Genomic DNA, 11949 nt, shown 5'->3' with positions numbered 1-11949 from the left:
TTAAAGGATTGATTGATGAGCGTTGCAGATAAGCCCAAAGGCGAACTGACCTTGCGCGTTCCGGCCATGCCGAAGGACGCCAATTCGGCATTCGATATTTTTGGCGGCTGGGTCATGTCACAGATGGACTCGGCCTCCGGCATTCGTGCGGAAGAACGCGCCCGTGGCCGCGTCGTCACCGCAGCCGTGCGTGAGATGTCCTTTGCCAAGCCGGTCAAGATCGGCGACGTTTTGTGCGTCTATACGGAAATCACCAAGGTGGGCCGCACTTCGATCACCTTGCGCGTCGAAGCCTGGGCGCAGCGCGCATCCCAGCAGCGCATGGAACTGGTGACGCATGGCGAATTCGTCATGGTGGCGCTGGACAAGGACGGCAAGCCGTCTCCGGTCCCGGAAGAATAGCCGCTCTCCATCTACATCGCAGAAAAGCCCGGTTTCGACCGGGCTTTATTTGCAGGCGCGATAGCCGCTTCGACGCTGCATCAGGTCGAAGTGAAAGTGATCTGCATGTTCAGGATTATAGCCCGGCCCAAGCACCGTGGTGAAATAATCGCAGGCGTCGGAACGAACGCTGTTAAGCAGGCCTTTTTCGCGGAAAGCGAAGAAACCGGGTCTGCGCACCGAAATATCCTTGCCGTTGTTCAGCTTGATCCGCGTCACGTCGATGGCGTTGCCGCGTGAATGTTCCGACATTTTCGCGCCGCGACGATGATTCATCGTACGGCAGGAATAGCCGCCCGCATTATAGATCGTGTTGATGCCGGACAGATAGCGCAGGCGCGCCGCCGGTTGCAGATCGCCCTTGATCCAGCGCGCAAAGGCTTCCGTCACCTGACAGTTCAGCGTTGCCGCCGGTTTGAAGGCGATGGAGCCGCTGTTGAAGCCCGACACCTCAATCGGATTGCCGATATTGCAGGATGCGCTGCGATAGATCGGCGGCTTTTCCTTGAAGACGACGCCGAGTTTTTTAAGGCGTGTGCGGCACGCCGCTTCGGAATTCGACATGGTGTAGATGTTTTCAGCCGCCGTAACCGGGTTCTGAACCGGCGTCGCAAAGCCATAATCGCCTGCATATTGCGGCTCGCTTTGCGGTGCTGGCTGCGCGGTGTGGGTTTCTTCTTCCTCGGCCAGCCCCACAACACGGTCTTGCTGCGGCGTATGCGTCATGGGAGGCTCGGGTATCGGCGAACTCATTACCGGCGCGGCTTGCATCGGTGCATCGGCCAAGGGAGCGGATGGCATCGGAGCGCCGGCCACGTCGGTGCTTGGCACCATGATATCCGAGTTTCCCACATCGGCTTGCGGGCGCGGCGGGCGGTCGCCGGAACAGCCAGCGGCCAGTATCAGCAGGAGCACGGACGCCGCCGGACCAAGACGGCGCAATCGCGAACGCGCATGATCGTGATCTGTTGTGGCGGACAACGCAAAACTCATGTCCTTGCCTTCTGCTTGTGGGGCGGTGTTTCCTGTATCCTATGAGAGAAGCGTAAAGGAAGAGTCAGTGCCTCTGTTAAGCGCTGTGGCGCAATCAGGGCAACGAAAGGGCGAGCTTGTGATGCTCTCTATCTTTTGACTGACGGCACGGCTGTTTTTTGCACTGCGCCATGTAAAATCGCTTCCCACTTTTGTCGGAAATGTTCTATCGCTTACCGCCGTGGTTCAGGGCCAAACCGCGCATCAGACCATCCTCCCGGTCCCAAAAGTTTCACCCATGTCAGCACTGATTTCGCCAAGCATCCTGCCGATCCTGCTTCTGGTCGGCTCGAATATTTTCATGACCTTTGCCTGGTACGGCCATCTGAAATTCACCAACACGCCGCTGGTCGCGGTGATTTTCATCAGCTGGGGTATCGCGCTGATCGAATATTGCCTCGCGGTTCCAGCCAACCGTATCGGGCACGAAGTTTATTCGGCGGCCCAGCTCAAGACCATACAGGAAGTCATCACGCTGGTGATCTTCAGCCTGTTCTCGGTGTTCTATCTGAAGGAAGCCTTCACCTGGCACCACCTGCTGGGCTTTGCCTTCATCGCAGGCGGCGCGGCGCTGATTTTCAAGGCTTGATGGTTATTCTGCCGGTTCCGCTGCCGGGACCGGTTCCGCCTTGCGGTTCCAGAACATCGGGACAAGTTCGACGGCCAGCATGGCCGCAAAGAGCATGCCGCAGCCGATGAAGCCGATGAAGGTCAGCCGGTCGCCGAGGAAGATCGCGCCGAACAACGCCGCAAACAGCGCTTCCGAAGACAGGAAGATCGCAGCCTGCGCCGAGGTCGTATAACGCTGGCCGATGGCTTGCAGGGTGAAGGCGATGCCGGACGACATCACGCCGGTGAACAGGATTTCCTTCCATGTCAGGCCGATGGCGTTCCAGTTGAAGCCTTCGAGCAGCGATGCGCCAGCCAGACCGATAATGGCTGCGGTGGCAAACTGAACGCAGCTCAGCATGATCGGGCGTCCGGCGCGGTTGGCGCGACCAATCAGCAGCACTTGCATGGCCCAGAAAATCGCTCCGCAAATGACCAGCCAGTCACCGGTCTTGAGCGCGGTCAGTTCACCGCCCGACAGCAGGAAAATCCCCGCCAGACAGATGACGGCGCAGGGCCAGACAACCGGGTGCGGCCATGTGCGGAACAGCAACACCCCCAGAACCGGCACCATAACGACATAAAGGCCAGTCAGAAAACCGGCATTGGTGACCGAGGTTGTGATGAGGCCAATCTGTTGCAGCAGCAGGCCGGTGAAAAGCACGGCGCCCACCAGCATGAAGGAACGATAGTCGGAAGGTTTCAGACGGGCGGACGAGCGACGGCCTTCGGCAAGTGCCCAGGGCAGCACGGTGAGGGCTGCAATGCCGGAACGAACGCCGATGAACAGGAACGGGCCGATGCTGGCCATGGCGGTCGATTGGGCGACGAAGCCCATGCCCCAGATCACGCCAGCCAGAAGCAGGACAATATTGGCTTGCGTGCGCGTCATCATGGCCTCGGATTGCGAAGAAGAAGGTCCGGCCCCATAGGATCGCCGGAAATTGTCTGTCCTATAGGCAATAGCCGGGCCTCGCGGCAAGCGGCGTCTGTATTCTGCGACAATGGTGCAGATGCGTCTTTAAGAGCCTGTTCCAAAAGTCGCCCTGTGTGGCTGCAAATGGCAATTTTCTCCATTCCGGTGCTCACGTACCTTAAGTACGCTCCGCTCCGGTACTCGAAAATCACCATTTTCGCACACACATGCCGCTTTTTGATTCAGGCTCTGAGCTGGCTTCTTGTCTGGAGATTTGACAGGGTTCGATTTTTTCCGCGTGAAAAGATCGCCAGAAATGCTATAGTTCGGCGAATTAGTCGTTTGAACGGTTCCGAAACGGGTGTTTCGGTGACCGTTTTCTTTTTGTGTATCGGGGGGTGTTGCAGCTCCCGGAAGGGCACCTTGCAGCGCGGTTGTGCAGGCAGGGTGCGGCGGGCAACCAAACTGCCGGCGCGTTCAGTTCTTGGGAAGAGACGGGCGCCGGGCGAAGGAAAGGACTGGGTATGGAAAAGTTCCCTATGACCCCTCGCGGTTTCGAAAAGCTCAAGGAAGAGCTCCGCTGGCGTCAGCAAAACGAGCGTCCTCGGATCATCGAGGCTATCGCTGAAGCGCGTGCCCATGGCGATCTGTCGGAAAACGCCGAATATCACGCGGCCAAGGAAGCCCAGAGCCTCAACGAAGGCCGCATCAACGAACTGGAAGATGTCGTTGCGCGCGCCGAAGTGATCGACGTTACCAAGCTGAGCGGCGACCGAATCAAATTCGGCGCGACGGTCACGCTGATCGACGAAGACACCGAAGACGAGAAAATCTACCAGATCGTTGGCGACCAGGAAGCTGACGTGAAGGAAGGCCGCATTTCGATCTCGTCGCCAATCGCGCGCGCCATGATTGGCAAGACCGAAGGCGATACGATCGAGGTCAATGCACCGGGCGGCTCGCGTTCCTACGAGATCGTGACACTGAAGTTCATCTGATCACCGTGCCCCATTCAAATCCGGTTCCGGTTGAGAGCGTCGAGGTTGTAGCTCCCAACTTCAAGCAGCGCCTTTCCGGCGTGACCTCGACGATTGTGCAGCTCATTCCTTTGCAACGTGCGAAGGGGCTGAACATTGCCACAATGGGACCGGGTTTGCCGGAAAGCCTGCCGCATTTGGGCTGGGGCGCGCTTTTGTCCTTCTGGTCAGCACCGAAAAACCGCCGCTTCCGGATCTGGCATGCGCGGCGTAATATCGAAATGCTTGCCGGTATTTTCATGCGCGATGTCTTGCGCATGAAGCTGCGGCTGGTGTTCACCTCGGCTGCCCAGCGCAACCACAAGCCTTTCACCAAATGGCTCATCCGCCGCATGAATGCGGTCATCGCCACCAGCGGGCGCTCGGGCAGTTTTCTGGAAGTGCCGCATGAGGTCATCATGCATGGCGTCGATCTGGAACGCTTTCATCCCCCGGTTGGTGAGGAAGACATGTTTGCCGCCTCTGGTCTTCCGGGCAAATATGCTGTCGGTTGTTTCGGGCGCGTGCGGCATTCCAAGGGCACCGATCTCTTCGTCGATGCGATGATTGCGCTTTTGCCGAAATATCCTGAATGGACGGCGATCATCACCGGACGGACGACCGCTGAGCATCAATCCTTCGAGGATGGCCTCAAGGCGAAGATTGCCGCCGCCGGTTTGCAGGACCGTATTCTCATTCTCGGTGAAGTTCCCGATATTCGGGTCTGGTATCGCCGCCTGACGCTTTATGTTGCGCCGTCGCGCAATGAGGGATTTGGCCTGACGCCGCTGGAAGCCATGGCGTCGAAGACCGCTGTAGTGGCAAGCGATGCCGGGGCCTATGCCGAAATGATCGTCGACGAAACCGGCAGTTTCGTGCCCGCTGGAGATGGCGAAGCCTTGCGCAAGGCCATTGAGCCTTATCTCGCAGACCCGGCCAAGGCCGAGCGTGACGGCGAAACCGCTCTTGCGCATATGCGCGCCAATTTCCCGCTCGAAAAGGAAGCCGCTGCGATCAGCTGTGTCTATGAGCGCGTATTCGCCGGGCGTGTCTGATCCAAAAGTCGCCATGCCGGTCTACAAATGGCGATTTCTGCGCTTCCGGTGCTCACGTACCCAAATGTACGTTGCGCTCCGGTTCTCGAAATCACCATTTTCGCCACGGCCTGCCGCTTTTTGATTCAGACACTAAAGCATGTCGCGGAAAAGTGGGAACCGGTTTTCCGGTACCGACATGCGTAGAAACAAATAGATAAAGCGCGTCGTATGGGTGGGATAAACGCGACGCGCTTTAAGGGCCGTGGTGTTCAGAGAATCATCAGCGGTTCGTCCTTGACCGGACGAATGGTCAGCGCGGTGCGGACGGAGTCCACATTTGGTGCTGCGGTTAGTTCCTCGATCACGAAGGTCTGGAACGTGTTCAGATCACGTGCAACGCAATGAAGCAGGAAGTCGGACTCGCCCGAAACCATCCATGCGCGGCGTACCAGCGGCCACTGCTTGGTTTTCTCCGCAAAAGCCTTCAGATCGGCATCAGCCTGACGGTGCAGACCGACCGAACAGAATGCGACCAGATCCTGACCCAGCGCATTGCCGTTGAGAATGGCGCGATAGCCCCGAATGACGCCGCTTTCCTCGAGTTTACGGACCCGGCGAAGGCAGGGAGGTGCCGAAATGCCGACCCGTTCGGCCAGCTCGACATTGGTGATGCGCCCGTTGTTCTGGAGCTCCCGCAGGATTTTCCAATCGATTTCGTCCAGATCGGCCTTGATCGGCATGCATGACTCCGCGCGCAAGGAAATTTCATTCAAGGGTAATTATAGAATATGTGACGCCGTCATGGCGCAATCTAATCATGCTAATATCAAATGAATCCGTGGCGTGTAAACCGTCTAAAGCTCTGTCAACGCACCCAAAAAGCGCGTGTGAACAGGATATATACCGTCACAAGCTCCAGTCGTCCTGCCAGCATCAGGAAGGACAGCACCCAGAGAGCCGGGTCCTGGATGGTGGAAAAATTGCCAACCGGACCGATTGTTTCACCAAGGCCGGGGCCAATATTGGACAGGGCGGTCAGTGCGCCGGTGAAGGCCGATACGAAGTCGAGGCCGAGTGACGCCAGCAGCACCGCGCCGATCACCAGCGATGCGCAATAGAGGAAGAGATAGAGCAGCACGTTCTGGGCGATTTCGCCCGAGATTTCCGATGAGCCATAGCGCATCTTGGTGACGGCATGCGGCACGATGAGGCGCGACAGGCTCGCTTGTGTCAGGCTCCACAGGATGATGAGGCGGTTCATCTTGATACCGCCCGACGTGGAGCCCGCGCAGCTTCCCAGAAACGAGGCGAGGAAGAAAATGCCGAGAGCGGGTGGCCCCCAGAGCGAATAGTCTTCGGTCGCATAGCCGGTGGTCGTGATGACGGACACGAAATGGAACGAGGCCGAAATCAGCGCGTCGCCAAAAGGCACGTCCAGACCAAGCCGCAAGACGACGGCGAGGATGAAGCTGAAGCCGATGACGATGCTGAAGAACAGTTTGACCTGCGGATCTGCCAGCGATTCCAGCCGCTTGGGCATGAAAGCCTTGATGTAGAGCACGAAGGGCAGGGCCGAGAGAATCATGAACACCGTCGCGACAACCAGCAGAAGGCGGTTGCCGTGGTAGAAACCGAGCGAGTTGTCATGCGTGGAAAAGCCAGCCGTGGCTACCGTCGTCAGGCCATGATTGATGGCGTCGAACACGCTCATCCCAACCATGAAATAGCTGATGATGCAGGCAGCCGTCAGGCTCAGATAGGCGAGAATAATGCCAAGCGCGATCTGGTTCATGCGCGGCAGGATTTTTTCTGACTTGTCGGAATTTTCCATGTGAAAGAGCGCAAGGCCACCGGCGCGCAGCGACGGCAGCATCAGAAGCGCCAGGCCGATGAAGCCGATACCACCGATCCAGCAGAGCAGCGACCGCCAGAGCAGAATGCCGCGCTGCATATTATCCAGGCCGGTCAGCGCCGTTGCGCCAGTGGAGGTCACGCCGGACATGGCTTCGAAAAAAGCGGTGGCATAGCTGATCGGCAGATGCGAGAAATAAAGCGGTATCGAGCCGAGGAAAGCTGCGGTCAGCCAGATGCAGACCGTGAGCAGAAAACCGAGGCGGGGCGTGAAACGCACAGACTGGTTCTGCGTCGCAAAAAGGATGAGCGCGGAAAGCGCGCCCGTCGTTGCTGCCGAACGCAGGAAAATCAGCCAGTCGTCGCTGCCGTCGCGCAAGTCGATTGCGGCGGGCAAAAGCATGGCGGCCGCCATGATGAGGCCGAAGCGCGCGCATATGTTGGCGACAGTCTTATAGATGGCGGTCGTCTCCGGCCGTTTGTGGGGCGATTGGCGGACAGTTGAGCGTTGTTTTTCCTGTCTGTTTAACGCGAGATCGACCCGGTCGCAATGCGGGGAGGCGCTTCCTATCGCCTAACTGTCACAAGCTGTGGCTAAAGCGCAGCAAATGCCCGTCAAACCTTGCAAACGGAAAAGGGCAGACCTACCTTGGCCATAATATCAGGGCACAGTTAGGCCGGGTGCGCAGGCGATTCCGGTCAGTCGTGCACCCGCTGCTTTAAATCGATTTTAGGACCGGAGAGGAACCTCATGTCACAGCGTCATGCGCCCGTTATTGTTATCGGCTCAGGTCCTGCTGGTTATACCGCCGCGATTTACGCAGCGCGCGCCATGTTGAAGCCTATCGTCATTGCCGGTCTGCAGCAGGGCGGTCAGCTGATGATTACCACCGATGTGGAAAATTATCCGGGCTATGCCGAGCCGGTGCAGGGCCCGTGGATGATGGAACAGATGGCCAAGCAGGCAGAACATGTCGGCGCGGAAATCGTGCACGACATCATAACCGAGGTTGAAACCACGGTGCGCCCGTTCCGCCTGAAGGCCGATTCCGGCGCGGTCTATACCTGTGACGCGCTGATCATCGCGACCGGCGCGCAGGCCAAGTGGCTTGGCCTCGACAGCGAACAGACCTTCATGGGCGGTGGCGTTTCGGCTTGCGCGACGTGCGATGGGTTCTTCTATCGCGGCAAGGACGTGGTTGTGGTCGGCGGCGGCAATACGGCTGTCGAAGAAGCGCTTTACCTGTCGCATATCGCCAAGAGCGTGACCGTGGTGCATCGCCGCGACGGTTTCCGCGCCGAAAAGATCATGCAGGATCGTCTCCTGTCGCGCGCCAATGTCAGTGTGGTCTGGAACAGCGTGATTGACGAAATTCTTGGCACGGAGGCCAAGCCTCCGATGGGCGCGACCGTTACCGGTGTGCGGCTGAAGAATGTCGTGACGGGTGAGACCACGGAAGTCGATACGCATGGCGTCTTTGTCGCCATCGGTCATGCGCCTGCCGTGTCGCTGTTCGAAGGCAAGCTGAAGCAGAAGCCGAACGGCTATCTGTGGACGGTGCCCGATTCCACCGCCACGGATGTTCCGGGCATTTATGCCGCTGGCGACGTCACCGACGATATTTACCGGCAGGCCGTGACCGCCGCCGGTATGGGCTGCATGGCAGCGCTCGAAGCCGAGCGCTGGCTGGCCGCACAGGAACCGCTGCACGAAGCAGCGGAGTAACGAGGGGGAAATCGTGGTCGCACCGCTCGACTGGGATAAACTGCGCATTTTTCATGCTGCGGCAGAAGCAGGGTCGTTCACCCATGCCGCGCAGACATTGCATTTGTCGCAATCGGCCATTTCGCGTCAGGTCAGTGCGCTGGAACAGGATGTCGGCGTGCCGCTGTTCCACCGCCACGCGCGCGGGCTGATTTTGACGGAACAGGGCGAAACGCTTTATCGCACGGCGCATGACGTGTTGATGAAGCTGGAAAATGTTCGCTCCAAACTGGCCGAGAGCAAGGAAAAGCCGACGGGTCGTCTGCGTGTCACCACGACGGTGGGGCTCGGCTCCGGCTGGCTGATTGAGCGTATTCAGGAATTCGTTGAGCTTTATCCGGATATCCAGCTCCAGCTCATTCTCGACAATGAAGAGCTGGACCTGACGATGCGCCATGCGGACTGCGCCTTGCGTCTGCGTCAGCCGCAGCAGCCGGACCTCATCCAGCGCCGCCTGTTTACAGTGCATATGCACCTTTACGCTTCGGCGGGCTATGTCTCGAAATACGGCAAGCTGAACTCGATCGATGAGATCGACCAGCATCGCATCGTGACATTTGGCGAACCGGCTCCGAGCTATCTGACCGGCCTGAACTGGCTGGAAGTGGCAGGCCGCACCGATGGCAGCACGCGCATCCCGGCCTTGCAGGTCAATAATCTTCTGTCGGTGCGCCGCGCCGTACAACGGGGCGTCGGCATCGCCGTACTGCCGGATTATATGGCCGACAAGGAATCCGGTCTGGTGCAACTCGTGCCGGAACTGGAGGAAATCCCGTCCTTCGATACATTCTTCTGCTACCCGGAAGCATTGAAGAATTCCGCCAAGCTGCACGCGTTCAGGGATTTCCTGTTCTCCAAGGCGCGCAACTGGACCTATTGATCTCATCCATATGAATGCAAAAGGCCGCGTTGGAGCAACCAACGCGGCCTTTTGTTTTTGGTGTGGCTGCTGATGTGCTGGCCAGCTATTAAGGCAGGGCTGACACCGCCGCCCGCGCTCCCTCATCCTGAGGAGCCGCCGAAGGCGGCGTCTCGAAGGGCGAGGGAGCCTAGACTGGACCTCCCCCTTCGATCCTTCAACGGGCTCAGTATGAGGCTTCGCTCCGCTCCGCACCTCAGGATGAGGGCGTGCGTTGACGCGGAGCGCCCGTTTGCCTGTTACTGGCGCGGCAGGAGACGCTGCACGTCCTTGGCGGTGTCGGCGAGGACGTCTTCCGGGGTGGCGGACTGTTCGACCAGACGGGAGAGACCGTCCACGATGGTCTGCGTTACCTTCACGCCGTTGGAGCCGGGGAAGGCATACCACGGCACCATGATCGACATCTGGCTGAGACCGGCCTTGAAGAGCGGGTTTTCTTCGTAGAACTTGCCGAGATATTCATCCGACTTGGCGGCGAGATCGTTGTTCGGCACGTAGCCGGTGCCCGGAACCACGACCGAAGCGCCGTAAGGACCGGCGGCGAACTTGGCGAATTTCCAGGCGGCATCGACCTTGGACTGGTCTTCGGTGAGGATTACGACCGCGTTGCCACCGGTCGGCAGACGACCCTTTTCCGGGTTGATGAGCGGGATCTTTGCGGTGCGCAGATCAAACTTGTCGCCGACATTCTTGATCGTGTTGCGCAGTGCGCCGGTGGTCTGGAAGGCAAAGCCCACCTTGCCAGCGGCAAAGGCCTGTTCGCCCGCAGCCTTGGTCAGAACCGGCATGCCGCCTTCCTTGACCATGCGGTCAACGAGCTTCAGCGCAGCAAGGCCTTCGGGTCCGTCGAAGGCGACCTTCTTCTCGTCTTCGGTCAGCATGGTGCCGCCTGCGCCGAATAGAAGAGCGGAGAACATCCAGTCATCGCCCTGCCAGCGGAAGTCGATGCCTTCATTGCCGTTGCCGAGCGCCTTGATCTTGCCGCCGAGCGCGATCACTTCGTCCCAGGTGGTGGGCGGCGTGTCGGGGTTGCCACCGGCAGCGCGCACCAGATCGGCATTGTAGTACATGATAGGGTTGGAGGTCGCGAAAGCAAGGCCGACCTGGCGGTCGCCGACGCGGGCGAGACTGAGGATATGATCGGTGAAGCCCTGCGCTTCCATATCCTTTTCCTTCTCGACCAGCGGCTTCATGTCGACGCCGATATTGCGTTCGGCCAGAACGCGCAGGCGATTGAGACCGGTGAAGGTGATATCCGGCATTTCCGACGTGCCAGCCTGACGCATGATCGTCTGGATGCCTTCTTCATAGGTGGCGGAAGGGCTGACGAAGTTGATCTTGATGTCCGGATTTTCTTCCATGAATTTTTTCGAGATGTCGGCCATGACATCCTTGAAGAAGCCGGGCATCGGATAATGCACATTGAGCGTGGTGTCTGCGAAAGCGGGCGAGCCGAGGCCGGTTGCGATGGCCAGAGCGGCAAAAGTGCTTGCGAGGCGTTTCATGGATAACTCCTGTATGTGAGATAGGCGAAAGAGGTCAGCCTTTGAGGCCGGTCAGGGTGATGCCCTCGATGAAGCGGCGCTGGGCGGCGAGAAAGGCCAGCAGCAAAGGCAAGGTGATGATGAGCGTTGCCGCCATCAGCGCGCCGTAGTCGTCACCGGCTTCGGCAGCGCGGAAATAGAGCAGGCCGAGCGGCGGCGTGGCGCGTTCCATGCCGTTGACGACGATCAGCGGCCAGAACAGATCGTTCCAGTGCGCAACAACCGAGAAGATCGAGAATGCGGTTATCGCGGGCCAGGCATTCGGCACGATCACGCGCATGACGATGCCCGCTTCCGACATGCCGTCGAGGCGTGCCGCGCTGATGAGATCGTCGGGCATGGCGCGGAAGAATTGCAGGAACAGGAATATGCCGAATACCGAGATGAAGAACGGTGCGCTGAGCGCAAAATAGCTGTTCAGCACGCCAAGCTGGTTGAAGCCGACATAGAAGGGCAGCGCTGTGGCGTGGATCGGGACGAGCAGGCCCAGCATGACGAGAACCATCATGGTGCGCTGGCCGCGAAAGTTGAGTTTCGCCATGGCATAGGCGCATGGAATGGCGATCACCACCTGCACCACCAGCACCAGTCCACAGACCACAACGCCGTTGAAGAGCAGCAGCCCCATGGGTACGCGGGTGAGGGCTTTGGCGACATTGTCCCAAAGCGCCCAGTTCTGCGGGATCAGCGAGAGCGACGACGAGAAAATGTCCTGCTGCGACTTGGCTGCGGTGGACAGCATGAAGATGTATGGCGCGAGGAAAAGCAGCGCGCCGAACGAGAGAAGGCCGAGGCGAAACGAGCGGGCGAATGACATAT

At 59.0% G+C, this 11949-nt stretch carries 12 protein-coding genes; 6 read left to right on the top strand and 6 right to left on the bottom strand.

Features of this window, described 5'->3' with window-relative positions; all coding sequences use genetic code 11:
- The first annotated feature begins 15 nt into the window (after positions 1–15).
- Positions 16–402 carry an acyl-CoA thioesterase gene (locus FIC94_RS05535; protein WP_109369476.1) on the top strand — a complete coding sequence of 129 codons (387 nt, stop codon included), beginning with the start codon at positions 16–18 and terminating at the stop codon, positions 400–402.
- Between the two features lie 45 nt (positions 403–447).
- Here FIC94_RS05535 and FIC94_RS05530 read toward each other — a convergent pair whose 3' ends face one another.
- The gene (locus tag FIC94_RS05530; protein ID WP_121536480.1) at positions 448–1434 is read right to left on the bottom strand and encodes an extensin-like domain-containing protein; all 987 of its coding nucleotides are present in this window, start codon (positions 1432–1434) and stop codon (positions 448–450) included.
- A 277-nt stretch (positions 1435–1711) separates the two neighbouring features.
- Between FIC94_RS05530 and FIC94_RS05525 the strand changes: the two genes are divergently transcribed.
- Positions 1712–2062 (top strand): DMT family protein, encoded by a 351-nt coding sequence (locus tag FIC94_RS05525; protein ID WP_109370271.1) that lies wholly within the window; start codon positions 1712–1714, stop codon positions 2060–2062.
- Positions 2063–2065: 3 nt separating this feature from the next.
- Here FIC94_RS05525 and FIC94_RS05520 read toward each other — a convergent pair whose 3' ends face one another.
- Entirely contained in the window at positions 2066–2974 is a 909-nt protein-coding gene (locus tag FIC94_RS05520; RefSeq protein WP_140024357.1) for a DMT family transporter, read from the bottom strand.
- A 548-nt stretch (positions 2975–3522) separates the two neighbouring features.
- Here FIC94_RS05520 and greA point away from each other — a divergent pair.
- Both greA and FIC94_RS05505 read left to right on the top strand, forming a co-directional pair.
- The gene (greA, locus tag FIC94_RS05510) at positions 3523–3996 is read left to right on the top strand and encodes a transcription elongation factor GreA (protein ID WP_109369473.1); all 474 of its coding nucleotides are present in this window, start codon (positions 3523–3525) and stop codon (positions 3994–3996) included.
- A 5-nt stretch (positions 3997–4001) separates the two neighbouring features.
- A complete protein-coding gene (locus FIC94_RS05505; RefSeq protein WP_140024210.1) occupies positions 4002–5069 on the top strand; it encodes a glycosyltransferase family 4 protein in 1068 nt (355 codons plus the stop codon).
- A gap of 251 nt (positions 5070–5320) precedes the next feature.
- On the opposite strand, the gene FIC94_RS05500 is transcribed toward FIC94_RS05505, so the two are convergent.
- Complete coding sequence (locus FIC94_RS05500; protein ID WP_095447076.1) at positions 5321–5791, bottom strand: Lrp/AsnC family transcriptional regulator; 471 nt, start codon at positions 5789–5791, stop codon at positions 5321–5323.
- A gap of 125 nt (positions 5792–5916) precedes the next feature.
- Positions 5917–7317 carry a TrkH family potassium uptake protein gene (locus tag FIC94_RS05495; RefSeq protein WP_109369471.1) on the bottom strand — a complete coding sequence of 467 codons (1401 nt, stop codon included), beginning with the start codon at positions 7315–7317 and terminating at the stop codon, positions 5917–5919.
- 336 nt (positions 7318–7653) lie between these two features.
- Between FIC94_RS05495 and trxB the strand changes: the two genes are divergently transcribed.
- Both trxB and FIC94_RS05485 read left to right on the top strand, forming a co-directional pair.
- On the top strand, positions 7654–8628 hold the full coding sequence (trxB, locus tag FIC94_RS05490; RefSeq protein ID WP_140024209.1) for a thioredoxin-disulfide reductase: 975 nt from the start codon (positions 7654–7656) through the stop codon (positions 8626–8628).
- 13 nt (positions 8629–8641) lie between these two features.
- Positions 8642–9547: a LysR family transcriptional regulator gene (locus FIC94_RS05485; RefSeq protein WP_109369469.1), complete on the top strand. Its 906-nt coding sequence runs from the start codon at positions 8642–8644 to the stop codon at positions 9545–9547.
- A gap of 278 nt (positions 9548–9825) precedes the next feature.
- Here the strand turns inward: FIC94_RS05485 and FIC94_RS05480 are convergent, their stop codons facing one another.
- A complete protein-coding gene (locus FIC94_RS05480) occupies positions 9826–11091 on the bottom strand; it encodes an ABC transporter substrate-binding protein (protein ID WP_140024208.1) in 1266 nt (421 codons plus the stop codon).
- 34 nt (positions 11092–11125) lie between these two features.
- A complete protein-coding gene (locus tag FIC94_RS05475; RefSeq protein ID WP_140024207.1) occupies positions 11126–11947 on the bottom strand; it encodes a carbohydrate ABC transporter permease in 822 nt (273 codons plus the stop codon).
- Positions 11948–11949: the final 2 nt, after the last annotated feature.

Source organism: Ochrobactrum teleogrylli (assembly GCF_006376685.1).
Taxonomy (GTDB): Bacteria; Pseudomonadota; Alphaproteobacteria; order Rhizobiales; family Rhizobiaceae; genus Brucella; species Brucella teleogrylli.
This window is presented reverse-complemented; position numbering and strand designations above follow the sequence as displayed.